Raw genomic sequence first — 23,483 nt, forward strand, 5'->3', positions numbered from 1 at the left:
AACCGCCACTACGCGCACGTTGACTGCCCCGGCCACGCCGACTACGTCAAGAACATGATCACCGGTGCCGCCCAGATGGACGGCGCSATCCTGGTGTGCTCGGCCGCTGACGGCCCGATGCCCCAGACCCGCGAGCACATCCTGCTGGCTCGCCAGGTCGGCGTGAAGTTCATCATCGTCTTCCTGAACAAGTGCGACATGGTCGACGACGCCGAGCTGCTCGAGCTGGTCGAAATGGAAGTGCGCGAGCTCCTGTCCAAGTACGACTTCCCCGGCGACGACACCCCCATCATCAAGGGTTCGGCCAAGCTGGCGCTGGAAGGYGACACGGGCGACCTGGGCGAGCAAGCCATCATGCGYCTKGCYGAYGCGCTGGACACCTACATCCCCCAGCCGGACCGTGCCGTTGACGGCGCCTTCCTGCTGCCGGTTGAAGACGTGTTCTCGATCTCTGGCCGCGGCACCGTCGTGACCGGTCGCGTCGAGCGCGGCATCATCAAGGTCGGCGAAGAAATCGAAATCGTGGGCATCCGCGAAGTCCAGAAGACCACGGTCACGGGCGTCGAAATGTTCCGCAAGCTGCTGGACCAAGGTCAAGCGGGCGACAACGTCGGCATCCTGCTGCGCGGCACCAAGCGTGAAGACGTCGAGCGCGGCCAAGTGCTGGCCAAGCCCGGCTCGATCAAGCCCCACACCCACTTCACGGCAGAAATCTATGTTCTGTCCAAGGAAGAGGGCGGCCGCCACACCCCGTTCTTCAACAACTACCGTCCCCAGTTCTACTTCCGCACGACGGACGTGACCGGTGCCGTGGAGCTGCCGAAGGACAAGGAAATGGTCATGCCGGGCGACAACGTCGGCATCACGGTCAAGCTGATCGCTCCGATCGCGATGGAAACCGGCCTGCGCTTCGCCATCCGTGAAGGCGGTCGTACCGTCGGCTCGGGCGTCGTCGCCACGATCCTCGCTTAATCCATGCGTGACGTGCGCTGGGCGGCTGCCGCCCGGTGCTCACCACCTGCTCTTTAAGGAACTGTCATGCAAAAGCAAAAGATCCGCATCCGCCTGAAGGCGTTTGATTACAAGCTGATCGACCAGTCGGCCCTCGAAATCGTCGAGACCGCCAAGCGCACCGGCGCCATCGTCAAGGGCCCCGTGCCCCTGCCGACGCGCATGGAGCGTTTCGACATCCTGCGTTCGCCCCACGTCAACAAGACGAGCCGCGACCAGTTCGAGATCCGCACCCACCAGCGCCTGATGGACATCGTCGACCCGACCGACAAGACGGTTGACGCGTTGATGAAGCTCGACCTGCCCGCCGGCGTCGACGTCGAAATCAAGCTGCAGTAATTCCAGGCCTTCGGGCTTGTGAACCCAAGGCCCCGACCCTGTCTCAACAGGGTCGGGGCCTTGTTCTTTGCGCCGGCGAGGGCAAACGCTTGCATCGGGACTATCCCGCAGGCTATACTCGCCAGCTTTTCCGGGTTGGCCTATGCCTGCTCGGATATTCGCGCAGCGCTTCGCAAGAGGTTCTCTTCTTGAAGGCGCTGCACAGGTCAGCCCGGCCAATCGATGTCGGGTGTTCGCAATAGCTTCCGAGGCGCAAGCCGACGGGGCTGGAGAAAAACATGAGTCTGAGCAACCGTCTCGGTTTGCTGGGCCGCAAGGTGGGCATGATGCGCATCTTCACGGACGATGGCGATGCCATCCCTGTGACGGTGCTGGACGTGTCCAACAACCGCGTGACCCAGGTCAAGACCCAAGAGACCGACGGCTATAGCGCCATCCAAGTGGCGTTCGGTACGCGCAAAGCTTCGCGCGTCACCAAGCCCGAAGCCGGCCACCTTGCCAAGGCAGGTGTCGAAGCCGGTGAAATCCTCAAGGAATTCCGCGTCGAAGCCGACGTCGCCGCCCAGTACCAAGCTGGCGCGACCGTTCCGGTGACGTTGTTCGCCGCCGGCCAGCTGGTCGACGTGCAGGGCACGTCCATCGGCAAGGGCTTCGCAGGCACCATCAAGCGCCACAACTTCAGCTCGCAGCGCGCGTCGCACGGTAACAGCCGTTCGCACAACGTGCCGGGCTCGATCTCGATGGCGCAAGACCCGGGCCGTGTGTTCCCGGGCAAGAAGATGACCGGCCACATGGGCGACGAAACCGTCACCACCCAGAACCTGGACATCGTGCGCGTTGACGAAGCTCGTCAACTGCTGCTGGTCCGCGGTGCGGTCCCGGGTTCCAAGAACGGCCACATCGTCGTTCGCCCGGCCGTCAAGGTCAAAGTCAAGAAGGGAGCCAACTGATGCAGCTCGAGCTCCTGAACGAGCAGGGTCAGGCCACCGCCAAGGTGGACGCGCCTGACACCATCTTCGCTCGCGACTACAACGAAGCCCTGGTGCACCAGGTGGTCGTGGCCTTCCAGGCCAACGCCCGCCAAGGCACCCGTGCCCAGAAGGACCGTGAACAGGTCCATCACTCGACCAAGAAGCCTTTCCGCCAGAAGGGCACCGGCCGCGCTCGCGCCGGTATGACCTCGTCGCCGCTGTGGCGCGGGGGCGGTCGCATCTTCCCGAACATGCCTGACGAGAACTTCTCGCACAAGCTGAACAAGAAGATGTACCGCGCCGGCATGGCTGCGATCCTGTCGCAGCTGGCCCGCGAAGGCCGCCTGGCCGTGGTGGACTCGATCTCGGTCGAAGCCCCCAAGACCAAGCTGCTGGCCGCCAAGTTCAAGGCCATGGGCCTGGACTCGGTGCTGGTCATCTCCGACGTCGTGGATGACAACCTGCTGCTGGCTTCGCGCAACCTGGCCAACGTGCTGGTTGTCGAGCCGCGCTACGCCGACCCCCTGTCGCTGGTCTTCTACAAGAAGGTGCTGGTGACCAAGGCTGCGGTCGAGCAACTCAAGGAGATGCTGGCATGAGCGCCCCCAAGTATTCCGAAGGCCGTCTGGCCTCCGTGCTGCTCGCGCCCATCGTGTCCGAGAAGGCCACGCAAGTTGCCGAGAAGCACAACCAGGTCCTGTTCAAGGTCCTGCGCGACGCCACCAAGCCCGAGATCAAGGCCGCCGTTGAACTGATGTTCAAGGTCGAGGTCGAGTCGGTCAACGTCGTCCAGGTCAAGGGCAAGACGAAGCGCTTTGGTGGCCGTGCCGGCCGCCGTGACCACGTCAAGAAGGCCTATGTGGCCCTCAAGGCCGGTCAAGAGCTCAATTTCTCCGGGGAGGCCGCGTAAATGGCCATCGTCAAAGTCAAACCTACCTCGCCCGGTCGCCGTGGCGTCGTCAAGGTGGTGCACAAGCACCTGCACAAGGGCGCGCCCCATGCAGCCCTGCTTGAGCCGCAAATCCAGAATTCGGGCCGTAACAACAACGGTCACATCACGATTCGCCACAAGGGCGGTGGTCACAAGCACCACTACCGCGTCGTCGACTTCAAGCGCAACAAGGACGGCATTCCGGCCAAGGTCGAGACCATCGAGTACGACCCGAACCGCACCGCCCACATCGCGCTGGTGGTGTACGCCGACGGTGAGCGCCGCTACGTGATCGCCCCGCGCGGTCTCGAAGTGGGTTCGACCATCTTGAGCGGCGCGGAAGCCCCGATCAAGGCTGGCAACACGCTGCCGATCCGCAACATCCCGGTGGGCTCGACCATCCATTGCATCGAGCTGCAGCCTGGCAAGGGTGCCCAGATGATCCGTTCGGCCGGCACCTCTGCCGTCCTGATGGCTCGTGAAGGTGTCTACGCCCAGATCCGTCTGCGCTCCGGCGAAGTTCGCCGCGTGCACATCGACTGCCGCGCCACCATCGGTGAAGTCAGCAACGAAGAGCACAGCCTGCGTCAATACGGCAAGGCTGGCGCGATCCGCTGGAAGGGTATCCGTCCGACCGTTCGCGGTGTGGCGATGAACCCGGTGGATCACCCGCACGGTGGTGGCGAAGGCCGCACTGGCGAGGGCCAGGTCCCTGTGTCGCCGTGGAACACCCTGACGAAGGGTTACCGCACTCGCAACAACAAGCGCACGCAGACGTTCATCGTCTCGCGTCGCAAGAAGTAAGGGCTAGGCCATGACTCGTTCGCTGAAGAAGGGCCCCTTCGTTGACCACCATCTGATGGCCAAGGTCGACAAGGCAGTTGCCATCAAAGACAAGAAGCCCATCAAGACCTGGTCGCGCCGCTCGACGATCCTGCCCGAGTTCATCGGTCTGACGATCGCCGTGCACAACGGCAAGCAACACGTGCCGGTCTATGTGTCTGACCAGATGGTTGGTCACAAGCTGGGTGAATTCGCACTGACCCGCACCTTCAAGGGCCACCCGGCCGACAAGAAGGCCGGGAAGAAGTAAGGATGCCAACGATGGAAACCAAAGCAATCGTTCGTGGCGTTCGCCTCTCGTGTGACAAGGGTCGCCTCGTGGCTGACCTGATCCGCGGCAAGAAGGTGGACCAAGCGCTGAACATCCTGGAATTCACCCAGAAGAAGGCGGCCGTGATCATCAAGAAGGCGCTGGAAAGCGCCATCGCCAACGCCGAGCACAACGACGGCGCTGACATTGATGAACTCAAGGTCACCTCGATCTACGTCGAGCAGGGTGCCACGCTGAAGCGTTTCTCCGCTCGCGCCAAGGGCCGCGGCAATCGCATCAGCAAGCCCACCTGCCACATCTTCGTGGCTGTCGGCAACTAAGGCGTTAGGAAGAACATGGGACAGAAAATCCATCCGACCGGCTTCCGCCTGCCTGTCACCCGCAATTGGGCTTCGCGCTGGTACGCGAACAACCAGAACTTCGCCACGATGCTGGCCGAAGATCTGCAAGTTCGTGACTACCTGAAGACCAAGCTCAAGAACGCTGCCGTCTCGCGCATCCTGATCGAGCGCCCCGCCAAGAACGCCCGCATCACGATCTACTCGGCTCGTCCGGGCGTCGTGATCGGCAAGAAGGGCGAAGACATCGAAGCGCTGAAGGCTGAGCTGACCAAGCGTCTGGGCGTGCCCGTCGCCGTCAACATCGAAGAAGTGCGCAAGCCTGAAGTCGATGCCCAGCTGATCGCCGACTCGATCACCCAGCAGCTCGAAAAGCGCATCATGTTCCGCCGCGCCATGAAGCGCGCGATGCAGAACGCGATGCGTCTGGGTGCCCAGGGCATCAAGATCATGAGCGCTGGTCGCCTGAACGGCATCGAAATCGCTCGTACTGAGTGGTATCGCGAAGGTCGTGTGCCCCTGCACACCCTGAAGGCCGACATCGACTATGGCTTCTCCGAAGCCAAGACCACCTACGGCGTCATCGGCGTCAAGGTGTGGGTCTACCGCGGTGACCGTCTTGCCAATGGCGAGGCTCCGGTCATCAACACCCCCGCAGGCGCCGAAGACGATCGTCGCCCGCGCCGTAACGCTCGTCCGGGCGCTCCTGGTGGCCGTGGCCGCCCGGGTGGCGACCGTGGCCCGCGTGACGGAGCAGATCAGCCCGCTGCCGCCGCCCCGACGGGTGACGCAGCCAAGCCCGCTGCCAAGCGCGTGGTCCGCAAGGTCCCCGCAGCCGGTGGTGAGGCCAAAGGAGAATAAGCATGCTGCAACCCGCTCGTCGTAAATACCGCAAGGAGCAGAAGGGCCGCAACACTGGTGTTGCGACCCGAGGCGCCGCGGTGTCTTTCGGTGATTTCGGCCTCAAGGCCACCGAGCGCGGCCGTCTGACGGCCCGCCAGATCGAAGCGGCTCGCCGCGCGATCTCGCGCCACATCAAGCGCGGCGGTCGGATCTTCATCCGCGTGTTCCCGGACAAGCCCATCTCGCAAAAGCCCGCCGAAGTTCGGATGGGTAACGGCAAGGGCAACCCCGAGTACTACGTCGCTGAAATCCAGCCCGGCAAGGTGATCTACGAGGTTAACGGCGTGCCGGAAGAACTGGCTCGCGAGGCGTTCACGCTGGCCGCTGCCAAGCTGCCGCTGCGTTGCACCTTCGTGGCCCGCCAGGTCGGTACCTGAGGAAGACACCATGAAAGCAACTGAACTCCGCACCAAGGACGTCGCTGCCCTCGAGAAGGAAGTGACCGACCTGCTGAAGGCCCACTTCGGCCTGCGCATGCAAAAGGCCACCCAGCAGCTGACCAACCACAGCCAGCTGGGCAAGACCCGCCGCGACATCGCGCGTGCCAAGACCGTTCTGGCACAAAAGAAGAAGGAGGCCACGAAATGACTGAGGCCCAAGTCCAAGCCAAGAACACGCGCACCCTCGTCGGTCGCGTGGTCAGCGACAAGCGCGCCAAGACGGTCACCGTCCTGGTCGAGCGTCGCGCCAAGCACGAGCTCTACGGCAAGATCGTGGCCCGTTCCCGCAAGTACCACGCCCACGACGAAAAGGGCGAGTACAAGATGGGTGACGTCGTCGAGATCAGCGAAGGCCGTCCGATCTCCAAGACCAAGAGCTGGGTTGTGACCCGCCTGGTCGAGAAGGCCGAGATCGTCTAAAGAAGCACCGGTCGCATGACCGCTGCACAACCGGCACGCTGGGTAACTGGCGCGCCGGTTTTTCATTTTCAGAACACTCAATCAGGAGCGACACCATGATCAAGGTTGGCGACAAGCTGCCCGCAGGCAGCCTGCAGGAATTCATCGAAGTGGAAGGCGAGGGCTGCACGCTCGGCCCCAACAGCTTCGACATCGAGAAGGCCACGGCCGGCAAGACCGTCGCCATCTTTGCCCTGCCGGGCGCCTACACGCCGACCTGCTCGGCCAAGCATGTGCCTGGCTACGTCGAATCCGCTGAGGCACTCAAGGCTGCCGGCGTCGACGAGATCTGGTGCGTGTCGGTCAACGACGCCTTCGTCATGGGCGCCTGGGGCCGCGATCAGAAGACAGCTGGCAAGGTGCGCATGATGGCCGACGGCAGCGCCCAGTTCGCCCAGGCCACCGGCCTGACGCTGGACCTGACGGCCAAGGGCATGGGCGTGCGCTCGCAGCGCTATTCGATGCTGGTCAAGGATGGCGTCGTCAAGACGCTGAACATCGAAGGCCCCGGCAAGTTCGAGGTCAGCGATGCGGCCACGATGTTGAGCCAGGCCAAGGCCGGCTGATCTGAAGGCCGCTGGGGCTGGCAAACCGGCCTCAGCAAAAACTTCTGCGACAGGCATTGACGGCCCAAGGGTTCTCACTGCATAATGCGCAGCTTCGCCGAACGCCAGTGCTCCTGCTACGCAAGAGCCCACGCTGGCTTCGGATCCGCCCTCAACCGTTGGGCAGCCCAGGCGCAACGCCCAAGCTGACTGACTTACGGGCCCAAGACTGACCGACGCGCAGCTCGCTGCAACTCGGGGCAAGTTGGGGACAGACATGATCCAAATGCAATCGCGGCTTGATGTCGCGGACAACACTGGCGCCAAGTCCGTTCAGTGCATCAAGGTGCTGGGCGGCTCCAAGCGCCGCTATGCGCACATTGGCGACATCATCAAGGTCAGCATCAAAGAAGCTGCCCCGCGTGGTCGCGTGAAGAAGGGCGAGGTCTACAGCGCCGTGGTGGTTCGTACCGCCAAGGGTGTTCGTCGCCAGGACGGCTCGCTCGTCAAGTTCGACGGCAATGCCGCCGTGCTGCTCAATGCCAAGCTGGAGCCGATCGGCACCCGCATCTTCGGCCCGGTGACGCGTGAACTGCGTACCGAGCGCTTCATGAAGATCGTGTCGCTGGCACCTGAGGTGCTTTGAGCCCCCACTGTCTGAGGTAAGCCATGAACAAGATTCGTACCGGCGACCAGGTCATTGTGCTGACCGGCCGCGACAAGGGTAAGCGCGGCACCGTGTCCGCCCGCACCGACGTCGACCACGTGGTCGTTGACGGCATCAATGTCGTCAAGAAGCACGTCAAGCCCAACCCCATGAAGGGCACCACCGGCGGCGTCGTCGACAAGACCATGCCTATCCATCAATCCAACGTGGCGATCTTCAACGCCGCCTCCGGCAAGGCCGATCGTGTGGGCGTCAAGCTCGTCGACGGCAAGCGGGTGCGCGTGTTCAAGTCGACCGGCGAAGAGATCAAGGCTTAAGAGGTCCGTCATGGCTCGTCTGCAAACGCATTACCGCGAAAAAATCGTGCCCGGCCTGGTCGAGAAGTTCGGCTACAAGTCGGTCATGGAGGTGCCCCGCATCACCAAGATCACGCTCAACATGGGCGTGAGCGAGGCCGTCGCCGACAAGAAGGTCATGGACCACGCCGTTGGCGACCTGACCAAGATCGCTGGCCAGAAGCCCGTGGTCACCAAGTCGAAGAAGGCCATCGCCGGCTTCAAGATCCGCGACAACGTGCCCATCGGCGCGATGGTGACCCTGCGCGGCGTCCAGATGTATGAATTCCTGGACCGCTTCGTGACGATCGCCCTGCCGCGCGTTCGCGACTTCCGGGGTATCTCCGGTCGCTCGTTCGACGGCCGTGGCAACTACAACATCGGCGTCAAAGAACAGATCATCTTCCCCGAAATCGAATACGACAAGGTGGATGCTCTGCGTGGTCTGAACATCAGCATCACGACGACTGCCAAGACGGACGACGAAGCCAAGGCTCTCCTGGCTGCGTTCAAGTTCCCGTTCAAGAACTGAGGTGATCTGTGGCTAAAACTTCCATCAAGCAACGTGAACTGAAGCGCGAAGCACTCGTCGCCAAGTTCGCGAAGAAGTACGCAGAACTGAAGGCCATCATCAACGACAGCAAGAAGTCGGATGAAGAGCGCTATGTCGCTCGCCTCGAGCTGCAGAAGCTGCCCCGTAACGCCTACCCGACCCGTCTGCGCAATCGCTGCGAACTGACCGGTCGTCCGCGTGGCACCTTCCGCAAGTTCGGCCTGGCCCGTAACAAGATTCGTGAACTGGCCTTCAAGGGCGACATCCCCGGTGTCGTCAAGGCCAGCTGGTAATCGGCTGATAGGAGTAATCGCAAATGAGCATGAGTGATCCCATCGCCGATATGCTGACCCGCATCCGCAACGCGCAGATCGTCGAAAAGACGAGCGTTGCCATGCCGTCGTCCAAGCTGAAGGTGGCGATTGCCAAAGTCCTGAAGGACGAAGGCTATATCGACGACTTCGCCGTTCGCGGCGAAGCTGCCCGCCCGGAGCTGGAAATCGCGCTGAAGTACTACGCTGGCCGTCCGGTCATCGAACGTATCGAGCGCGTCAGCCGCCCCGGCCTGCGCATCTACAAGGGCCGCCACGACATTCCTCAGGTCATGAATGGCCTGGGCGTGGCGATTGTGACGACCCCGCAAGGTGTCATGACGGACCGCAAGGCCCGCGCTGCCGGTATCGGTGGCGAGGTCCTCTGCTACGTCGCCTAAGCGAAGGAGTCGAAACAATGTCCCGCGTTGGAAAAATGCCGGTCAACCTCCCGCAAGGCGTGGATGTGACCGTCGCCGCTGACTCGATCAGCGTCAAGGGCTCGCTGGGTACGCTGGTGCGTCCCGCGAACAAGCTCGTCACCGTCAAGAACGAAGCCGGCAAGCTGAGCTTCGTGCCCGCCAACGAATCGGCTGAAGCCGATGCGATGAGCGGCACGATGCGCGCGCTGCTGGCCAATATGGTCAACGGCGTCAGCAAGGGCTTCGAGCGCAAGCTGAACCTGGTCGGCGTGGGCTTCCGTGCCCAAGCCCAGGGCCAGAAGCTCAACCTGCAAATCGGCTTCTCTCACCCTGTGGTGAAGGACATGCCGGCCGGCATCAAGGTCGAGTGCCCCACCCAGACGGAAATCGTCATCAAGGGTGCTGACCGCCAGGTCGTCGGCCAAATCGCCGCTGAGGTGCGTGCCTTCCGCCCCCCCGAGCCCTACAAGGGCAAGGGCATCCGTTATTCGGATGAGAAGGTCACCATCAAAGAGACCAAGAAGAAGTAAGGAGCAGCGCCATGATGACCAAGAAAGAACAACGCCTGCGTCGTTCGCGCCAGACCCGCGTTCGCATTGCGATCCAGCGCGTGGCCCGTCTGACGGTGTTCCGCTCCAATCTGCACATCTACGCCCAAGTCGTCTCGGAAGATGGCGGCAAGGTGCTGGCTGCAGCCTCCACGGCCGAGAAGTCGGTCCGCGAACAGCTGAACAGCAACGGCGGCAACGTCGCTGCGGCTACGCTGGTCGGCAAGCTGATCGCCGAGAAGGCCAAGGCTGCTGGCGTCGAGAAGGTCGCTTTCGACCGCTCGGGCTTCGCCTATCACGGCCGTGTCAAGGCCCTGGCCGAAGCAGCCCGCGAAGCCGGCCTGCAGTTCTGACGCATCAAGGAATAAGAAATGGCAAAGTTTCAACCCCGCGGCGCGCAGGCTGAAGGCAACGACGACGGCCTGAAGGAAAAGATGATCGCGGTCAACCGCGTGACCAAGGTTGTGAAGGGTGGCCGTACGCTGTCCTTCGCCGCTCTGACCGTGGTCGGTGATGGCGATGGCCGCATCGGCATGGGCAAGGGCAAGGCCAAGGAAGTGCCGGTCGCCGTGCAGAAGGCCATGGAGTCGGCTCGCCGCAACATGGTCAAGGTCAGCCTGAAGAACGGCACCATCCACCACAACGTGGTGGGTGAGCACGGTGCAGCTCACGTCATCATGGCTCCGGCTCCTGCCGGTACCGGCGTCATCGCCGGCGGCCCGATGCGCGCTGTCTTCGAAGTGATGGGCGTGACCGACATCGTGACCAAGAGCCACGGTTCGACCAACCCTTACAACATGGTTCGCGCCACGTTGGACGCTCTGAAGCGTTCGACGACGCCGGCCTCTGTCGCTGCCAAGCGCGGCAAGACGGTTGAAGAAATCTTCAACTGATCGCGGAGCACAACATGTCTGACAAGAAAACCGTGACGGTCAAGCTGGTGCGTAGCCCCATCGGCTGCCGCGCCTCGCACCGTGCCACCGTGGTCGGCCTGGGTCTGCGTCGGCTGAACAGCCAAAGCACCCTGGAAGACACGCCCGCAGTGCGCGGCATGATCAACAAGATCGCCTATCTGGTGCAGGTGCTCTAAGCACCGCACGCAAAGGACAAGACGATGGAACTCAACACGATCAAGCCCGCAGAGGGCTCCAAGCATGCCAAGCGCCGTGTCGGCCGTGGCATCGGCTCGGGCCTGGGCAAGACCGCAGGTCGCGGCCACAAGGGCCAGAAGTCCCGCGCTGGTGGCTACCACAAGGTCGGCTTCGAAGGCGGCCAGATGCCGCTGCAGCGTCGCCTGCCCAAGCGTGGCTTCAAGTCGCTGACGCTGAAGTACAGCGTCGAGATCAACCTGTCGGACCTGCAAGGTCTGGCCGGTGAAGAGATCGACGTGTCGACGCTGAAGGCTGTCGGCCTGGTGCCCCAGCTGGCCAAGTCGGTCAAGGTCATCCTGTCCGGCGCCATCGAGCGCAAGGTCACGCTGAAGGGCGTGAACGTCACGAAGGGCGCCAAGGCGGCCATCGAGGCGGCGGGCGGCTCGGTCGCTTAAATCCAGTCCACAAGGAACTGACTCAGCGTGGCTACCAACGCGAATCAGCTGGCCAAGAGCGGCAAGTTCGGCGACCTGCGTCGTCGGCTTGTGTTCCTGCTGCTGGCTCTGGTCGTCTACCGCATCGGGGCGCATATCCCCGTGCCCGGTATCGACCCGAACCAGCTGGCCCAATTCTTCAAGGGTCAGGCGGGTGGCATCCTGAGCCTGTTCAACATGTTCTCGGGCGGCGCGCTGTCGCGCTTCACCGTGTTCGCGTTGGGCATCACGCCTTACATCTCGGCGTCCATCGTTCTGCAGCTGATGACCTACGTCGTGCCGACGCTGGAGCAGCTGAAGAAGGAAGGCGAAGCCGGCCGCCGCAAGATCACCCAGTACACGCGTTATGCGACGCTGGGGCTGGCTCTGTTCCAGAGTCTGTCGATCGCGCTGGCGCTGGAAGGCTCTGCCGGCCTCGTGCTGAACCCTGGTTTCGGCTTCCGCCTGACCGCGGTGTCCAGCCTGGTGGCCGGCACGATGTTCCTGATGTGGCTGGGTGAGCAGATCACCGAGCGCGGCCTGGGCAATGGCATCTCGATCCTGATCTTCGGCGGTATCGCCGCGGGTCTGCCGGGTGCGATCGGTGGCCTGTTCGAGCTGGTGCGTACCGGTGCGATGGGTTACGGTTCTGCGCTGGTCGTGATCTCGCTGGTCGTGCTGGTGACCTATGCCGTGGTCTTCGTCGAACGTGGCCAACGCAAGATCCTCGTGAACTATGCGAAGCGCCAGGTCGGCAACAAGGTCTACGGCGGCCAGTCGTCGCACCTGCCGCTGAAGCTGAACATGTCGGGCGTGATCCCGCCGATCTTCGCGTCGTCGATCATCCTGCTGCCGACCACGGTGGTGAGCTGGTTCGCGACGGGTGATGGCCTGCGCTGGTTGAAGGACCTGGCGGGCATGATCAGCCCGGGTCAGCCGATCTATGTGCTGCTGTATGCGACAGCCATCATTTTCTTCTGCTTCTTCTACACGGCCCTGGTGTTCAACAGCCGTGAGACTGCAGACAACCTGAAGAAGAGTGGTGCGTTCATTCCGGGTATCCGCCCGGGTGAGCAGACCGCCAAGCACATCGACAAGATCCTTTCGCGGCTGACGCTGGCTGGTGCGATTTACATCACGCTGGTCTGTCTGCTGCCCGAGTTCCTGACGCTGAAGTACAACGTTCCGTTCTACTTCGGTGGCACCTCCCTGTTGATCATCGTCGTCGTGACGATGGACTTCTGGGCTCAGGTTCAGAGTTACATCATGAGTCAGCAGTACGAATCACTGCTGAAGAAGGCCAGCTTCAAGCCCAGCTGAGGGCGAGGAGCTGATCGTTAACCAAGATTGATTCCAACCACACTCCTGAACGTACGGCATGGCGAAAGACGACGTCATTCAGATGCAGGGCGAGATTCTTGAGAACCTCCCCAACGCTACGTTCAGAGTCAAGTTGGAGAACGGGCATGTCGTCCTCGGGCACATCTCCGGCAAGATGCGGATGCACTACATCCGTATCCTTCCCGGCGACAAAGTGACTGTGGAATTGACACCCTACGATTTGAGTCGTGCTCGCATCGTGTTCCGGGCGAAGTGAGCTGTTTGAACCCCCGGACGCGTGTGAGCGCAAAAGAAGTTAGGCCAAGGAGCAGACCATGAAAGTTTCGGCATCCGTTAAGCAGATGTGCCGCAATTGCAAGATCATCCGCCGCAAGGGCGTGGTGCGTGTGATCTGCACCGACCCGCGCCACAAGCAGCGCCAGGGCTAAGCCCTCAAGCACGCACGACAGGACTAGAGGACAACCATGGCACGTATTGCTGGTATCAACATTCCGCCGCAAAAGCACACTGAGATCGGTCTGACCTCGATCTACGGCATTGGCCGTACGACCGCCCAGAAGATCTGCACGAACAGCGGCATTCCGTTCGACAAGAAGGTCAAGGACCTGACCGATAGCGATCTCGAAAAGATCCGCGATGAAGTCAACAAGCTGACCATCGAAGGTGACCTGCGCCGCGAGCAGTCCATCAACATCAAGCGTCTGATGGACCTCGGTTGCTACCGCGGCTTCCGTCACCGCCGTGGCCTGCCGATGCGCGGTCAACGCACCCGTACGAATGCCCGCACCCGCAAGGGTCCGCGCAAGTCGGCTGCGACCGGCAAGAAGTAAGCTGCCCGAACTGAAAGAAGGTCAATATGGCAAAGGCTCCCAACAATTCGGCGGCTCAGCGCGTTCGCAAGAAGGTTCGCAAGAACGTTGCTGACGGCATTGCGCACGTCCACGCTTCGTTCAACAACACGATCATCACGATCACCGACCGCCAAGGCGGCGCCCTGTCCTGGGCTTCGTCGGGTGGCCAAGGCTTCAAGGGCTCGCGCAAGTCGACGCCTTTCGCAGCCCAGGTGGCGGCTGAAGTGGCTGGTCGCGCTGCTCAAGAGCAGGGCATCAAGAACCTCGACGTCAAGATCAAGGGCCCCGGCCCGGGTCGCGAATCGTCGGTGCGCGCCCTGGCTGCGCTCGGCATCCGCATCAACTCGATCTCTGACGTGACGCCGGTGCCGCACAACGGCTGCCGTCCGCAGAAGCGCCGTCGCATCTAATCGCTGCAGCCCACCTATTCACCCTCAGGTGACAGGGATATTGCAGAAGCGGATGACAGTGCGATAATCGCGCGTTTTCCCGGAGCCGGCGGGCACTTTGTGCCGCGCCGGCTTCAGTCTTGAGTCGAGCTGATTCAGCGACGACTCACAAGCCCACCGTCCAAGCCCATAAAAACACCGGCTGGACTCGCGTCAGGAAACCTCTCCATGAGGCTTGGCGTCAGATTGAACAAGGACACGCAAAGTGGCACGTTACCTCGGCCCCAAGGGCAAACTTTCCCGCCGTGAAGGCACCGACCTCTACCTGAAGAGCGCCCGCCGCGCCATCAGCGACAAGGTCAAGTTCGACAGCAAGCCCGGCCAGCATGGCCGCACCTCCGGCCAGCGCACGTCCGACTTCGGTCTGCAGCTGCGCGAAAAGCAGAAGGTCAAGCGCATGTACGGCGTGCTGGAGCGTCAGTTCCGCCGCTACTTCGCCGAAGCCGAGCGCCGCAAGGGCTCGACCGGCGTGAACCTGCTGCAACTGCTGGAATCGCGCCTGGACAACGTCGTCTACCGCATGGGCTTCGGCTCCACCCGCGCAGAAGCCCGTCAGCTGGTTTCGCACAAGGGTGTGACGGTGAACGGCGAAGTCGTCAACATCGCTTCCTACCTGGTCAAGGCCGGTGACACCGTCGCCGTGCGCGAAAAGGCCAAGAAGCAGTTGCGCGTCACCGAGTCGTTCAAGCTCGCCGACTCCATCGGCCTGCCGGCCTGGGTGGCTGTTGACGGCACCAAGCTCGAAGGCGTGTTCAAGAAGGCTCCCGACCGCGATGAGTTCGGCGCCGAGATCAACGAATCGCTGATCGTCGAGTTGTACTCGCGTTAATGATTTCCCCCGCCGACCACGCCCGCAAGGGCGCGGTCGGCGTTTCCTCGTCCGGGCTTTTGCCCTTCGTAGGCTCTGCCCGGCTGGTCCTCAGCCTTATCGGTGTAACGAACCGAGGGTATTGAAAGAAAGACCTCATGCAAACCAACTTGCTCAAACCCAAGTCCATCAACGTGGAGCCCCTGGGCGGTCATCGCGCCAAGGTCACGCTGGAGCCGTTCGAACGCGGCTACGGTCACACCCTGGGCAATGCCCTGCGCCGTGTGCTGCTCTCGTCGATGGTGGGTTATGCGCCGACGGAAGTGACGATTGCCGGCGTGCTCCACGAGTACTCGGCCATCGACGGCGTGCAAGAGGACGTGGTTCACATCATGCTGAACCTCAAGGGCGTCGTCTTCCGCCTGCACAACCGTGAAGAAGTGACCCTGGTCCTGCGCAAGGAAGGCGAAGGCCCCGTCACCGCGGCCGACATCCAGACTCCGCACGACGTCGAGATCATCAACCCCGAGCACGTCATCGCCCACCTGTCGCAAGGCGGCAAGCTGGACATGCAGATCAAGGTTGAAAAGGGCCGCGGCTATGTGCCCGGCACGATGCGCCGCTTCGGCGACGAGCCGACCAAGAGCATTGGCCGCATCGTCCTCGACGCCTCGTTCTCGCCCGTCAAGCGCGTCAGCTACGCCGTCGAAAACGCCCGCGTCGAGCAGCGTACCGACCTGGACAAGCTGGTCATGGAAATCGAAACCAACGGCGCTATCTCGCCCGAGGAAGCGATCCGTGCTTCGGCCAAGATCCTGGTTGAACAGCTGGCCGTGTTCGCCCAGCTGCAAGGCACCGACCTGGTCGACGCCTTCGACCAGCCGGCCCAGCGTTCCAGCAGCTTCGATCCGATCCTGCTGCGCCCGGTCGACGAGCTCGAACTGACCGTGCGTTCGGCCAACTGCCTGAAGGCCGAAAACATCTACTACATCGGCGACCTGATCCAGCGTACCGAGACCGAGCTGCTGAAGACCCCGAATCTGGGTCGCAAGTCGCTCAACGAGATCAAGGAAGTTCTGGCTTCCCGCGGTCTCACCCTCGGCGCCCGCCTGGAAAACTGGCCCCCGCAAGGCCTGGACAAGCGTTAATCCGCTTCGCTCGAACAGAAAAGACGGCCTGAAGGCCGTCATCGGATGACAAACGCGCTCTGGCGCGTTTGATCGTGCAACCAGCAGTACCTGATCCGGCTGCTGGCATTAACAAAGTGAAAAAGGAATAGCACCATGCGTCACCGTAACGGCCTCCGTAAACTCAACCGCACCAGCGCCCACCGCGCTGCCATGCTGCGCAATATGTGCGTTTCGCTGCTGCAGCACGAAGCCATCAAGACCACGGTCCCCAAGGCCAAGGAACTGCGCCGCGTTGTCGAGCCCCTCATCACGCTCGCCAAGGAACCCACGCTGGCCAACCGCCGCCTGGCTTTCGACCGCCTGCGCGACCGCGACATCGTCGGCAAGCTCTTCAACGAACTGGGCCCGCGTTTCGCGAATCGCCCGGGCGGCTACACCCGCATCCTGAAGATGGGCTTCCGCGTCGGCGACAACGCGCCCATGGCTTTCGTCGAACTGGTGGACCGCGCCGAAGGCGAGACCGCTGGCGAAGCCGTCGAATAAGTTCAGCTTCTGCTGATCTGCAAAGCCCGCTTCGAGCGGGCTTTTTCTTTGGGGCCGTCGGCCTCCGCCTACGCCAGCGGCTCGCCCGGCCCGACGGCATGTCAGCGACCGCGAGCGCACAGTGGACGGCGCTTCCATGAAAGGACGTCCCCATGCCCAAGACCCACGGTAACCGCGGCGGCGCGGTCGAACACAAGGTCAGCGACTTCGCCACCACCAAATCGACCCAAGGTCAGACCTTGACCAGGCAGGCCAAGGCGCCGGCGCGCCAGGATGACGGCACCGCGCGTGAAGCGCCCAAGGGCCCGCCCCAGCACAAGGTCTGACAAGGGCTCGCATCAGCGACGCAGCGGCAGCCAATGCAGTTCGCCGTCGCCAAGCACCGCGATCTGCGCGCCATGGCGTGCGAGTTCGGCGCGCCGCAGGGTCAGCGCGCCCGTCAGGCCACCAAAGGCCGGCAGCACCAGCGCGTGCGGGTAGTGGGCGAAGCAGGGCCGCCGCAGGCGGTCGCCGGCACGGCTGGCGATGACGACGGCGGGATGCCAATGTCCCGCCAGCGTGAAGCCCGGCGTCGCGGGTGGCGGCGGTTCATGTGCGGCAGTCAGTGGGCCTAACGCCAATGCCGTGCTGACTGTCTGGAGCGGCAGCTCGGCCGGATGAATGTGTCGGTCGTGGTTGCCCAGCACGAGGGTGGTTGGCACGCGGCGTGCGAAGCCGTCAACGTCAGCCAGCAGGGCGGGTGTCAGGCCCTCGGCGCTGTGCCAGAAATCACCAAGCACCATGAGCCGCTCGGCAGCGTACGACGCCATCAGCGCCTCGAGCTTCGCCAAGGTTCGCGCGCTGGTGCCGGCCGGCACCGCCTGCCCCTGGGCGCGGAAGGCGGCGCCCTTGCCCAGATGCAGGTCGGCGGCGAACAGCGTGCGCGCGGCGGGCCACCAGACCGCACCTTCCGGCAGCAGCCACAGGGTCTCGCCAGCGGCCTCGATGCTCAGGCTCATCGCCGCCTCCGACGAGCACTACCGCGTTTGCCGGATTTGGCGGCCTTGTCACTCTCCTGCCCGAAGGCCAGCCGCTCCCCCACGTCCTGCGGCGCTGCGCCGCCACCGGCTGCCACCTCCAGCTCCGCCAGCATGCGCGTGAGCCTCTGCGCCAGCGACTCCGTCGTCACGCGCTCGCGCAGCATCTCCACCAACAGCGGGAAGGCCAGCGGCGAGGTCCGCGCTGGGCGCTGCAGGTCCAGCGGCAACGAAGCCAGCCGGTCCAGCGTGCGCGCCAATGAATCCTCGTCCAGCTCGGCCGACAGCAGTTCCTCCTCGGCCTGGTGCAGCAGCCGGTTGCCCGGGTCGTGCTGGCGGAAGACATCGAAGTAGAGCGAGCTGGATGCCTGCAACTGGCGCTGGCTGCGCACCTCGCCGGGGTGGCTCTGGAAGATCAGGCCCGAGATGCGCGCGATCTGTCGGAAGCGCCGGCGCGCCAGCTCGCTGGCATTGATGCTGGCCAGCACCTCCTGGCGCAAGGTGTCGCGGTCCACCGCAGCGAGCAATTGCGGCAGGCGCGCGGCCCAGTCGATCTCGGTGGCGCTGAGCAGCTCCATGCCGTACTCGTTGATGGCGACGGTGAAGGTGGCGGGTGTGTCGCGGCCCACGCGCCAGGCCAGCAGCCACGCCAGGCCCAGGTGCACCGTGCGGCCGGCAAAGGGGTAGAGGAAGAGGTGATGGCCGTCCGCCGAAGTCTGCACCTCGGCCAGCAGCCGCTGCGGCCCGGGCAGAGCCGACCACTCGGCTTGCAGCTTCAGCAGCGGCGCGACGAAGCGCATTTCCTTGTCGGCATAGCGACCCTGCGCCGCTTCGTCGAAGCGCTCCAGCATTGCATCGGCCAGCGTGTCGGAGATCGGGAACTGTCCGCCGTTCCAGCGCGGCAGCAAGGCGCGACCTGGCTTGCCCACTCGCACATAGGCGGTCAGGCCTTCGACGCGCACCAACTCCAGCGCGCGGCCACCCAGCAGGAAGACATCGCCGGGCTTGAGCCGCGCAATGAAGCTCTCCTCCACCGTTGCGATGCGGCCGCCGGTCAGGAACTGCACGCTCATCATGGCGTCCGACACGATGGTGCCGATATTGCTGCGGTGGCGCCGCGCCAGCCGCACATCGGGCACGCGCCAAACGCCTTCCTCGTCGGGCACGACGCGCTGGAAGTCCGGGTAGGCGCGCAGGCTCTCGCCGCCGTGGCGGACAAAGGCCAGCGCCCATTGCCAGGCCTCGTCGCTCAGGCCGCGATAGCTGGGCGCCGTGCGTACCTCGGCCAGCAACTCCTCGGGCCGGAAGCCGCCGCCCAGCGCCACCGTCACCAGGTGCTGGACCAACACGTCCAGCGGTGCCGCCGGCGCATGACGCGGCTCGATGCGGCCGGCCTGCACGGCGGCGCGCAACGCGGACGCCTCGACGATCTCCAGGCTGTGCGTCGGCACCATGGTGACCTTCGATCGACGCCCGGGCGCGTGCCCGCTGCGGCCAGCGCGTTGCAGCAAGCGGGCCACACCTTTGGCCGAACCGATCTGCAGCACCTGGTCCACCGGCAGGAAGTCCACGCCCAGGTCGAGACTCGCCGTGCAGACGACCGCCTTGAGCTGGCCGGCCTTCATGGCCGCCTCCACCCAGCGGCGCAGCTCGGCATCGATGGACCCATGGTGCAGGGCGATGGCCCCGGCCCAGTCGGGGCGCGCGTCCAGCAGCGCCTGGAACCAGCGTTCGGCCTGGGAGCGCGTGTTGGTGAACACCAGGCTGCTGGCGGCCTGGTCGATCTGCGCGACGACGGCCGGCAGCATGGTCAGGCCCATATGGCCGCCCCAGGCGAAGCGCTCGATGCGCTTGGGCAGCAGGGTGGCGATGTCAATCTTCTTGTCCATGGCGCCACGCACCAGCACGGCATCGGGCGCCAGCACGTCGCGCGCTTCGTCGAGATTGGCCAGCGTGGCGGACAGGCCCCAGGTCATCAGGGCCGGGTTCCAGTGTCTGAGCCTGGCGAGGGCGAGTTGCAGCTGCACGCCACGCTTGCTGCCGAGCAGCTCATGCCACTCATCGACGACGACCAGGCGCACGCGCTTGAGCACGTCCGGCGCATCGGCGCGGGACAGCATCAGGCTGAGCGATTCGGGCGTGGTGACGAGGGCGGTCGGCCAGCGGCGTTGCTGCGAGGCGCGCTCGCTCGTCGATGTGTCGCCCGTGCGTGCGGCCAACGTCCAATCCGGCGCGAGTGCCGATGCGGCGCCTTGCAGGGCCAGCAGGGTGTCGTGGCTGAGGGCTCGCATGGGCGTCACCCACAGGACTGTCAACGGCGCCTCGGCATCGCCAAGCGCATGCAGCGCACCGAGCCAGACGGCCAGCGTCTTGCCTGAGCCGGTGGTGGCGTGGAGGAGGCCGGAGTGGCCTTGCTTCATCTCCTTCCAGACAGTCTTCTGGAAGGGGAAGGCTTTCCATCCTTTGGTTTGGAGCCACTCGGTGGTGGTGGGGTTAGGCATTCGGAGCGGTGGCTTGATGGGCCAGTGCCGTGCCGGGAGTCCCGCCCGGCGGCGGGGTAACTTTCTTCTGCGGCGCCAGAAGAAAGTCACCAAAGAAGAGGCGCTGAACCGCACACCACCGCGACGACGCCATCAGCGGCGCGCGAAAACATCCGCTGTCATTGCGACAAGAAGCGAGCCGCTGCGCTCTCGCGTCTGACTTGTCACGCGCACCATCCATCGCACCAGCTGCCCGTCCGACGCGCGGCTGCACGCCGTGCTCACCAGAAAACCAAATGCAGCGTCGCCCGAGCGACGCGGCTGTTCGGTATTTGTCGGGCGTCGGCGTGCAGCCGCGACTTAAGCGGCGTGAAGATCCGATCGTTGGTGCTCGGCACAAGTGGTGGGCGAGAGCGCAGCGGCTCGCGTCGGGGCGCGCTCCAGTTCGAGCGTCGCGAGCGCCTGATCCCGCTCGAGTGCGGATTGCATTGAGCGCTCCTCTTTTGGTGACTTTTCTCTGGCGCGTCAGAGAAAAGTTACCCGCCCTCGCGGGGCAGATTCCCGCGGCATTGCACCGAGTCGAAAGGACAGCCGTCAAAGCAACCCCGTTCAACTCACCACCTCCATCAACGTCCGTAGCGACTCCAGCGTATCCGCCTCCCACAGCGGCTTGTCATCCCTGATGCGCAACATCCGCGGAAACCTCACCGCGATGCCGCTCTTGTGCCGCGTGCTGGCCTGTATGCCCTCGAAACCCAGCTCGAACACCATGGTCGGCCGCACGCGCCGCACCGGCCCGAATTTCTCCACCGTCGTCTTGCGGATCTCGCGATCCACGCGCTTGATCTCCTCGTCCGTCAGCCCCGAATACGCCTTCGCAAACGGCACCAGCATCAGCTCGCCGCCCGTCGCGTCCAATGCAGCTTCCGCCTCCGCAGCATCGCGCGGTGCGCGGTTCCAGACGGCAAAGCTGTAGTCGGTGTAGAGATTGGCCCGCCGCCCATGGCCGGCCTGGGCGTAGATCAGCACGGCGTCGACGCTCAGCGGCGCGACTTTCCATTTCCACCAGGCACCGACGGTGCGGCCGATGCCATAGGCCGACTCGCGGTGCTTGAGCATCAGGCCTTCGACGCGCCGCTCTCGCGAGCCTTCGCGCGCAGCAGCAAGGCCGGGCCAGTCCGTCGCGTCGACCAGCGGCGACGTCGCAATGCCCAACTGCTCCAGTCGCGCGCGGCGGATGTGCATGGGCTCCTGGCGCCGGTCCACGCCCTCGCTTTCGAGCAGGTCATAGGCCAGCAGCCGCACCGGTGCCTCCGCGAGGATGGCCTTCGACAGCTTGGTGCGGGCTATGCGCTTTTGCAGCAACGCGAACGGCGCCGGCTCGGCCTCGTCCGGCAACCAGGCCAGCAACTCGCCGTCGACGACGGTGCCGTCCGGCCAGGTGCTCGCCGCGGCCACCGCTTCGGGGAAGCGCTCGGTGATCAATTCCTCGCCGCGCGACCAGATCCAGACCTGGCCGTCGCGCTTGACGACCTGGGCGCGGATGCCGTCGTACTTCCACTCCGCCAGCCAGTCGCCGCGCTCGCCCAGCGTCGCTGGCTCGGCCGCCAGTGCATGCGCCAGGAAGAAAGGGTAGGGCTGGCCGCCGCGCGCGCCGCTCGTGTCCGCCGTCAACAGCGCCTGGAAGCGCTCGGCCGTCGGTGGCGTGTCGATGTGGGTGTAGCCCATCATGCGCTGGGCGATGCCAGCGGCGTCCTGCCCCGACCACTCGGCCAGCGCGCGCTGCACCAGCAGCTTGCTGACGCCGACGCGAAAGCCGCCGCCGACGAGCTTGACGAACATGAAGCGCTCGTCCGCCGACAGCCCGCGCCAGGCCGCCAGCACCCCCTCGCGCCGGCCCTCTGCATCCAGCGTGCGCAGCGGCAGGATGCGGCCCTCCATCCACTCGCTCAATGGCTCGTCGAGCCTGTCCTCGGGGTCGGGCAGCACATAGGCAATCGCTTCGGCCAGGTCACCGGTCACGGCATATCCCGCCTCGAACAGCCACTCCGGCAGGGCGGCCGCCTCGCAGGCCAGGGCGCGCAACTCGGCGGTCGGCACCGCCCGGCGCGGCGTGCCGCCCGCCAGCAGATAGACGGCCCAGGCCGCGTCGCGCGGCGGTGCCTCGGCCAGGTAGCGCTTCAGCGCCGCCACCTTGGCCAACGTCGACGTGCTGGCGTCCAGTGCGAGATACAAGGCCACGAAGCGCTTCATGTCTCACCCTCGTCGCCAAATTCGGTGGCGAAGGTCTCGGCCTGCAAGCCCAGCTCGCCCAGATAGCGCACCAGGGCGCCTTCGTCGCCATGCGTGACGATGACGCGCTGGGCGCCGGTCGCGGTGATGGCGGACAGCAGCCCCGGCCAGTCGGCGTGGTCGCTGAAGACAAAGCCGCGGTCCACGCTGCGGCGTCGGCGCGCGCCGCGCAGCCGCATCCAGCCGCTGGCGAAGGCATCGCTGTGCGGGCCCAGGGCCTTGGCCCAGCGGCTGTCCTGCACGGCCGGCGGCGCAATGACAAGGGCGCCGCGCAGGGCCTTGAAGTTGGTTTCCGGCGTCACGGTCTCCACGTCGGCCAGAGCGACGCCGGCTGTGCGGTAGGCCTCGTTCAGCCGGGCGACGGCCGCATGCACCAGGACCGGCCCTGGCGCGTCGGCCGTCGCCAGCCCTGCCACCAGCCGCTGCGCCTTGCCCAGGCTGTAGCCCATCAGCAGGGCGTGCTTGCCTTGGGCCGCGCAATCGGCCCACCAGGCGCGCATCTCGGCCAGCACCTCGGTCTGCGGCGCCCAGCGGTAGATGGGCAGCGCAAAGGTGGCTTCGGTGATGAAGACATCGCAGCGCACTGGCTCGAAGGGCGCGCAGGTGGTGTTGGCGTCGCCTGCGCCGCTGACGAAATAGTCGCCCGACACCACCCAGACCTCGCCGCGGTGCTCCACCCGCACCTGGGCCGAGCCCAGCACATGCCCGGCCGGATGCAGGCTGAGTGTCACCTCGCCCAGTTGTAACGGCTCGCCGTAGCTCAGGCCCTGGAAGGCCATCTCCGGGCCGACCCGCGAGCGCATCAGCCCCTCGGCGTCGCGATGCGCCAGATAGGCGCCGTGCCCCTCGCGGCAATGGTCGGCATGGGCATGGGTGATGACGGCGCGGTCCACCGGCCGCCAGGGGTCGATGTAGAAGCCGCCCGCCTCGCAGTACAGGCCTTCGGGGCGGCGGGTGATCAGGTCAGCGCGACTCGACATGGGGCCCAGTGTGCCCAGGCCGGCTTGACCCCGCTGTCGGACGGCATCCGCTCATTTGCGGGACTCGCGCGGAACTCAAACGCCGCCGCCGTGACTCACCAACGGTGCGACCGCCAGGTCATGCCCGCCGCCCCCTGCTCCG

Annotated in this window: 36 protein-coding genes; 32 read left to right on the forward strand and 4 right to left on the reverse strand. The window is 64.5% G+C overall.

Annotated features, from left to right (window positions below; translation table 11 throughout):
- The 32 genes from tuf to AC1DW3_RS25320 form a co-directional block, all read left to right on the forward strand.
- Positions 1-972: elongation factor Tu (gene tuf / locus AC1DW3_RS25165; RefSeq protein ID WP_477936058.1), on the forward strand; the 972-nt coding region annotated here is incomplete at its 5' end.
- 66 nt (positions 973-1,038) lie between these two features.
- A complete protein-coding gene (gene rpsJ, locus AC1DW3_RS25170) occupies positions 1,039-1,350 on the forward strand; it encodes a 30S ribosomal protein S10 (RefSeq protein WP_056194266.1) in 312 nt (103 codons plus the stop codon).
- A gap of 278 nt (positions 1,351-1,628) precedes the next feature.
- On the forward strand, positions 1,629-2,300 hold the full coding sequence (gene rplC, locus AC1DW3_RS25175) for a 50S ribosomal protein L3 (protein ID WP_439467392.1): 672 nt from the start codon (positions 1,629-1,631) through the stop codon (positions 2,298-2,300).
- Positions 2,300-2,920, forward strand: a complete 621-nt coding sequence (gene rplD / locus AC1DW3_RS25180; RefSeq protein WP_119046635.1) for a 50S ribosomal protein L4 — start codon at positions 2,300-2,302, stop codon at positions 2,918-2,920. The genes rplC and rplD overlap by 1 nt, the downstream gene beginning before the upstream one ends.
- On the forward strand, positions 2,917-3,231 hold the full coding sequence (gene rplW / locus AC1DW3_RS25185) for a 50S ribosomal protein L23 (protein WP_056194256.1): 315 nt from the start codon (positions 2,917-2,919) through the stop codon (positions 3,229-3,231). The genes rplD and rplW overlap by 4 nt, the downstream gene beginning before the upstream one ends.
- Positions 3,232-4,056, forward strand: a complete 825-nt coding sequence (gene rplB / locus AC1DW3_RS25190) for a 50S ribosomal protein L2 (protein ID WP_477936061.1) — start codon at positions 3,232-3,234, stop codon at positions 4,054-4,056.
- A gap of 10 nt (positions 4,057-4,066) precedes the next feature.
- On the forward strand, positions 4,067-4,345 hold the full coding sequence (gene rpsS, locus AC1DW3_RS25195; protein ID WP_056194250.1) for a 30S ribosomal protein S19: 279 nt from the start codon (positions 4,067-4,069) through the stop codon (positions 4,343-4,345).
- An 11-nt stretch (positions 4,346-4,356) separates the two neighbouring features.
- On the forward strand, positions 4,357-4,686 hold the full coding sequence (gene rplV / locus AC1DW3_RS25200; RefSeq protein WP_233374577.1) for a 50S ribosomal protein L22: 330 nt from the start codon (positions 4,357-4,359) through the stop codon (positions 4,684-4,686).
- Between the two features lie 15 nt (positions 4,687-4,701).
- Positions 4,702-5,565, forward strand: a complete 864-nt coding sequence (rpsC, locus tag AC1DW3_RS25205) for a 30S ribosomal protein S3 (RefSeq protein WP_477936063.1) — start codon at positions 4,702-4,704, stop codon at positions 5,563-5,565.
- A 2-nt stretch (positions 5,566-5,567) separates the two neighbouring features.
- A complete protein-coding gene (gene rplP / locus AC1DW3_RS25210) occupies positions 5,568-5,984 on the forward strand; it encodes a 50S ribosomal protein L16 (RefSeq protein ID WP_119046639.1) in 417 nt (138 codons plus the stop codon).
- Between the two features lie 10 nt (positions 5,985-5,994).
- Positions 5,995-6,195: a 50S ribosomal protein L29 gene (rpmC, locus tag AC1DW3_RS25215; RefSeq protein ID WP_056194241.1), complete on the forward strand. Its 201-nt coding sequence runs from the start codon at positions 5,995-5,997 to the stop codon at positions 6,193-6,195.
- Positions 6,192-6,467 carry a 30S ribosomal protein S17 gene (gene rpsQ, locus AC1DW3_RS25220; protein WP_056194239.1) on the forward strand — a complete coding sequence of 92 codons (276 nt, stop codon included), beginning with the start codon at positions 6,192-6,194 and terminating at the stop codon, positions 6,465-6,467. Before rpmC ends, rpsQ begins: the two co-directional genes overlap by 4 nt.
- A 95-nt stretch (positions 6,468-6,562) precedes the next feature.
- Positions 6,563-7,072: a redoxin family protein gene (locus tag AC1DW3_RS25225; RefSeq protein WP_477936066.1), complete on the forward strand. Its 510-nt coding sequence runs from the start codon at positions 6,563-6,565 to the stop codon at positions 7,070-7,072.
- A gap of 256 nt (positions 7,073-7,328) precedes the next feature.
- Positions 7,329-7,697 (forward strand): 50S ribosomal protein L14, encoded by a 369-nt coding sequence (rplN, locus tag AC1DW3_RS25230; RefSeq protein ID WP_056194233.1) that lies wholly within the window; start codon positions 7,329-7,331, stop codon positions 7,695-7,697.
- 23 nt (positions 7,698-7,720) lie between these two features.
- A complete protein-coding gene (gene rplX / locus AC1DW3_RS25235) occupies positions 7,721-8,035 on the forward strand; it encodes a 50S ribosomal protein L24 (RefSeq protein WP_056264780.1) in 315 nt (104 codons plus the stop codon).
- Between the two features lie 10 nt (positions 8,036-8,045).
- Positions 8,046-8,585, forward strand: a complete 540-nt coding sequence (rplE, locus tag AC1DW3_RS25240) for a 50S ribosomal protein L5 (RefSeq protein WP_056877729.1) — start codon at positions 8,046-8,048, stop codon at positions 8,583-8,585.
- Between the two features lie 8 nt (positions 8,586-8,593).
- Positions 8,594-8,899 carry a 30S ribosomal protein S14 gene (gene rpsN, locus AC1DW3_RS25245; protein WP_477936068.1) on the forward strand — a complete coding sequence of 102 codons (306 nt, stop codon included), beginning with the start codon at positions 8,594-8,596 and terminating at the stop codon, positions 8,897-8,899.
- 23 nt (positions 8,900-8,922) lie between these two features.
- Positions 8,923-9,318 (forward strand): 30S ribosomal protein S8, encoded by a 396-nt coding sequence (gene rpsH / locus AC1DW3_RS25250; RefSeq protein ID WP_056194221.1) that lies wholly within the window; start codon positions 8,923-8,925, stop codon positions 9,316-9,318.
- A 17-nt stretch (positions 9,319-9,335) separates the two neighbouring features.
- A complete protein-coding gene (gene rplF / locus AC1DW3_RS25255) occupies positions 9,336-9,869 on the forward strand; it encodes a 50S ribosomal protein L6 (RefSeq protein WP_477936070.1) in 534 nt (177 codons plus the stop codon).
- A gap of 11 nt (positions 9,870-9,880) precedes the next feature.
- Entirely contained in the window at positions 9,881-10,240 is a 360-nt protein-coding gene (gene rplR / locus AC1DW3_RS25260) for a 50S ribosomal protein L18 (RefSeq protein ID WP_477936072.1), read from the forward strand.
- A gap of 18 nt (positions 10,241-10,258) precedes the next feature.
- Entirely contained in the window at positions 10,259-10,780 is a 522-nt protein-coding gene (rpsE, locus tag AC1DW3_RS25265; protein ID WP_056194212.1) for a 30S ribosomal protein S5, read from the forward strand.
- 14 nt (positions 10,781-10,794) lie between these two features.
- Positions 10,795-10,977, forward strand: a complete 183-nt coding sequence (gene rpmD / locus AC1DW3_RS25270; protein ID WP_056194210.1) for a 50S ribosomal protein L30 — start codon at positions 10,795-10,797, stop codon at positions 10,975-10,977.
- A 24-nt stretch (positions 10,978-11,001) separates the two neighbouring features.
- On the forward strand, positions 11,002-11,433 hold the full coding sequence (rplO, locus tag AC1DW3_RS25275; RefSeq protein WP_477936074.1) for a 50S ribosomal protein L15: 432 nt from the start codon (positions 11,002-11,004) through the stop codon (positions 11,431-11,433).
- A 27-nt stretch (positions 11,434-11,460) separates the two neighbouring features.
- On the forward strand, positions 11,461-12,771 hold the full coding sequence (gene secY, locus AC1DW3_RS25280; protein ID WP_477936076.1) for a preprotein translocase subunit SecY: 1,311 nt from the start codon (positions 11,461-11,463) through the stop codon (positions 12,769-12,771).
- Positions 12,772-12,829: 58 nt separating this feature from the next.
- A complete protein-coding gene (infA, locus tag AC1DW3_RS25285) occupies positions 12,830-13,048 on the forward strand; it encodes a translation initiation factor IF-1 (protein WP_009855680.1) in 219 nt (72 codons plus the stop codon).
- Between the two features lie 58 nt (positions 13,049-13,106).
- Complete coding sequence (gene rpmJ, locus AC1DW3_RS25290; protein ID WP_056194202.1) at positions 13,107-13,220, forward strand: 50S ribosomal protein L36; 114 nt, start codon at positions 13,107-13,109, stop codon at positions 13,218-13,220.
- Between the two features lie 36 nt (positions 13,221-13,256).
- Positions 13,257-13,622 carry a 30S ribosomal protein S13 gene (gene rpsM, locus AC1DW3_RS25295; protein WP_119046648.1) on the forward strand — a complete coding sequence of 122 codons (366 nt, stop codon included), beginning with the start codon at positions 13,257-13,259 and terminating at the stop codon, positions 13,620-13,622.
- Between the two features lie 26 nt (positions 13,623-13,648).
- On the forward strand, positions 13,649-14,053 hold the full coding sequence (gene rpsK / locus AC1DW3_RS25300) for a 30S ribosomal protein S11 (RefSeq protein ID WP_056194196.1): 405 nt from the start codon (positions 13,649-13,651) through the stop codon (positions 14,051-14,053).
- 244 nt (positions 14,054-14,297) lie between these two features.
- Positions 14,298-14,921 carry a 30S ribosomal protein S4 gene (gene rpsD, locus AC1DW3_RS25305; protein ID WP_477936078.1) on the forward strand — a complete coding sequence of 208 codons (624 nt, stop codon included), beginning with the start codon at positions 14,298-14,300 and terminating at the stop codon, positions 14,919-14,921.
- A gap of 137 nt (positions 14,922-15,058) precedes the next feature.
- Positions 15,059-16,048 carry a DNA-directed RNA polymerase subunit alpha gene (locus AC1DW3_RS25310; protein WP_056194188.1) on the forward strand — a complete coding sequence of 330 codons (990 nt, stop codon included), beginning with the start codon at positions 15,059-15,061 and terminating at the stop codon, positions 16,046-16,048.
- 135 nt (positions 16,049-16,183) lie between these two features.
- Positions 16,184-16,573 carry a 50S ribosomal protein L17 gene (gene rplQ, locus AC1DW3_RS25315; RefSeq protein WP_477936080.1) on the forward strand — a complete coding sequence of 130 codons (390 nt, stop codon included), beginning with the start codon at positions 16,184-16,186 and terminating at the stop codon, positions 16,571-16,573.
- Between the two features lie 152 nt (positions 16,574-16,725).
- A complete protein-coding gene (locus tag AC1DW3_RS25320) occupies positions 16,726-16,899 on the forward strand; it encodes a hypothetical protein (RefSeq protein WP_477936082.1) in 174 nt (57 codons plus the stop codon).
- 12 nt (positions 16,900-16,911) lie between these two features.
- Here AC1DW3_RS25320 and pdeM read toward each other — a convergent pair whose 3' ends face one another.
- The 4 genes from pdeM to AC1DW3_RS25340 form a co-directional block, all read right to left on the reverse strand.
- Positions 16,912-17,571 carry a ligase-associated DNA damage response endonuclease PdeM gene (gene pdeM, locus AC1DW3_RS25325; RefSeq protein ID WP_477936084.1) on the reverse strand — a complete coding sequence of 220 codons (660 nt, stop codon included), beginning with the start codon at positions 17,569-17,571 and terminating at the stop codon, positions 16,912-16,914.
- Positions 17,568-20,090, reverse strand: a complete 2,523-nt coding sequence (locus tag AC1DW3_RS25330; protein WP_477936086.1) for a ligase-associated DNA damage response DEXH box helicase — start codon at positions 20,088-20,090, stop codon at positions 17,568-17,570. Before AC1DW3_RS25330 ends, pdeM begins: the two co-directional genes overlap by 4 nt.
- 588 nt (positions 20,091-20,678) lie before the next feature.
- Positions 20,679-22,322, reverse strand: coding sequence for an ATP-dependent DNA ligase (locus AC1DW3_RS25335; RefSeq protein WP_477936088.1), 1,644 nt, complete (start codon positions 22,320-22,322; stop codon positions 20,679-20,681).
- The gene (locus AC1DW3_RS25340) at positions 22,319-23,341 is read right to left on the reverse strand and encodes a ligase-associated DNA damage response exonuclease (RefSeq protein ID WP_477936090.1); all 1,023 of its coding nucleotides are present in this window, start codon (positions 23,339-23,341) and stop codon (positions 22,319-22,321) included. The genes AC1DW3_RS25335 and AC1DW3_RS25340 overlap by 4 nt, the downstream gene beginning before the upstream one ends.
- Positions 23,342-23,483 lie beyond the last annotated feature (142 nt).

The organism is Roseateles sp. P2_H4 (assembly GCF_056403315.1).

Excerpts from the sequence above, each read along its gene's own strand:
- rpsJ (WP_056194266.1), top strand. The coding sequence starts at position 1,039 with ATGCAAAAGCAAAAGATCCGCATCCGCCTGAAGGCGTTTGATTACAAG.
- rplC (WP_439467392.1), top strand. The coding sequence starts at position 1,629 with ATGAGTCTGAGCAACCGTCTCGGTTTGCTGGGCCGCAAGGTGGGCATG.
- rplD (WP_119046635.1), top strand. The coding sequence starts at position 2,300 with ATGCAGCTCGAGCTCCTGAACGAGCAGGGTCAGGCCACCGCCAAGGTG.
- rplW (WP_056194256.1), top strand. The coding sequence starts at position 2,917 with ATGAGCGCCCCCAAGTATTCCGAAGGCCGTCTGGCCTCCGTGCTGCTC.
- rplB (WP_477936061.1), top strand. The coding sequence starts at position 3,232 with ATGGCCATCGTCAAAGTCAAACCTACCTCGCCCGGTCGCCGTGGCGTC.
- rpsS (WP_056194250.1), top strand. The coding sequence starts at position 4,067 with ATGACTCGTTCGCTGAAGAAGGGCCCCTTCGTTGACCACCATCTGATG.
- rplV (WP_233374577.1), top strand. The coding sequence starts at position 4,357 with ATGGAAACCAAAGCAATCGTTCGTGGCGTTCGCCTCTCGTGTGACAAG.
- rpsC (WP_477936063.1), top strand. The coding sequence starts at position 4,702 with ATGGGACAGAAAATCCATCCGACCGGCTTCCGCCTGCCTGTCACCCGC.
- rplP (WP_119046639.1), top strand. The coding sequence starts at position 5,568 with ATGCTGCAACCCGCTCGTCGTAAATACCGCAAGGAGCAGAAGGGCCGC.
- rpmC (WP_056194241.1), top strand. The coding sequence starts at position 5,995 with ATGAAAGCAACTGAACTCCGCACCAAGGACGTCGCTGCCCTCGAGAAG.
- rpsQ (WP_056194239.1), top strand. The coding sequence starts at position 6,192 with ATGACTGAGGCCCAAGTCCAAGCCAAGAACACGCGCACCCTCGTCGGT.
- AC1DW3_RS25225 (WP_477936066.1), top strand. The coding sequence starts at position 6,563 with ATGATCAAGGTTGGCGACAAGCTGCCCGCAGGCAGCCTGCAGGAATTC.
- rplN (WP_056194233.1), top strand. The coding sequence starts at position 7,329 with ATGATCCAAATGCAATCGCGGCTTGATGTCGCGGACAACACTGGCGCC.
- rplX (WP_056264780.1), top strand. The coding sequence starts at position 7,721 with ATGAACAAGATTCGTACCGGCGACCAGGTCATTGTGCTGACCGGCCGC.
- rplE (WP_056877729.1), top strand. The coding sequence starts at position 8,046 with ATGGCTCGTCTGCAAACGCATTACCGCGAAAAAATCGTGCCCGGCCTG.
- rpsH (WP_056194221.1), top strand. The coding sequence starts at position 8,923 with ATGAGCATGAGTGATCCCATCGCCGATATGCTGACCCGCATCCGCAAC.
- rplF (WP_477936070.1), top strand. The coding sequence starts at position 9,336 with ATGTCCCGCGTTGGAAAAATGCCGGTCAACCTCCCGCAAGGCGTGGAT.
- rplR (WP_477936072.1), top strand. The coding sequence starts at position 9,881 with ATGATGACCAAGAAAGAACAACGCCTGCGTCGTTCGCGCCAGACCCGC.
- rpsE (WP_056194212.1), top strand. The coding sequence starts at position 10,259 with ATGGCAAAGTTTCAACCCCGCGGCGCGCAGGCTGAAGGCAACGACGAC.
- rpmD (WP_056194210.1), top strand. The coding sequence starts at position 10,795 with ATGTCTGACAAGAAAACCGTGACGGTCAAGCTGGTGCGTAGCCCCATC.
- rplO (WP_477936074.1), top strand. The coding sequence starts at position 11,002 with ATGGAACTCAACACGATCAAGCCCGCAGAGGGCTCCAAGCATGCCAAG.
- infA (WP_009855680.1), top strand. The coding sequence starts at position 12,830 with ATGGCGAAAGACGACGTCATTCAGATGCAGGGCGAGATTCTTGAGAAC.
- rpmJ (WP_056194202.1), top strand. The coding sequence starts at position 13,107 with ATGAAAGTTTCGGCATCCGTTAAGCAGATGTGCCGCAATTGCAAGATC.
- rpsM (WP_119046648.1), top strand. The coding sequence starts at position 13,257 with ATGGCACGTATTGCTGGTATCAACATTCCGCCGCAAAAGCACACTGAG.
- rpsK (WP_056194196.1), top strand. The coding sequence starts at position 13,649 with ATGGCAAAGGCTCCCAACAATTCGGCGGCTCAGCGCGTTCGCAAGAAG.
- AC1DW3_RS25310 (WP_056194188.1), top strand. The coding sequence starts at position 15,059 with ATGCAAACCAACTTGCTCAAACCCAAGTCCATCAACGTGGAGCCCCTG.
- rplQ (WP_477936080.1), top strand. The coding sequence starts at position 16,184 with ATGCGTCACCGTAACGGCCTCCGTAAACTCAACCGCACCAGCGCCCAC.
- AC1DW3_RS25320 (WP_477936082.1), top strand. The coding sequence starts at position 16,726 with ATGCCCAAGACCCACGGTAACCGCGGCGGCGCGGTCGAACACAAGGTC.
- pdeM (WP_477936084.1), bottom strand. The coding sequence starts at position 17,571 with ATGAGCCTGAGCATCGAGGCCGCTGGCGAGACCCTGTGGCTGCTGCCG.
- AC1DW3_RS25330 (WP_477936086.1), bottom strand. The coding sequence starts at position 20,090 with ATGCCTAACCCCACCACCACCGAGTGGCTCCAAACCAAAGGATGGAAA.
- AC1DW3_RS25335 (WP_477936088.1), bottom strand. The coding sequence starts at position 22,322 with ATGAAGCGCTTCGTGGCCTTGTATCTCGCACTGGACGCCAGCACGTCG.
- AC1DW3_RS25340 (WP_477936090.1), bottom strand. The coding sequence starts at position 23,341 with ATGTCGAGTCGCGCTGACCTGATCACCCGCCGCCCCGAAGGCCTGTAC.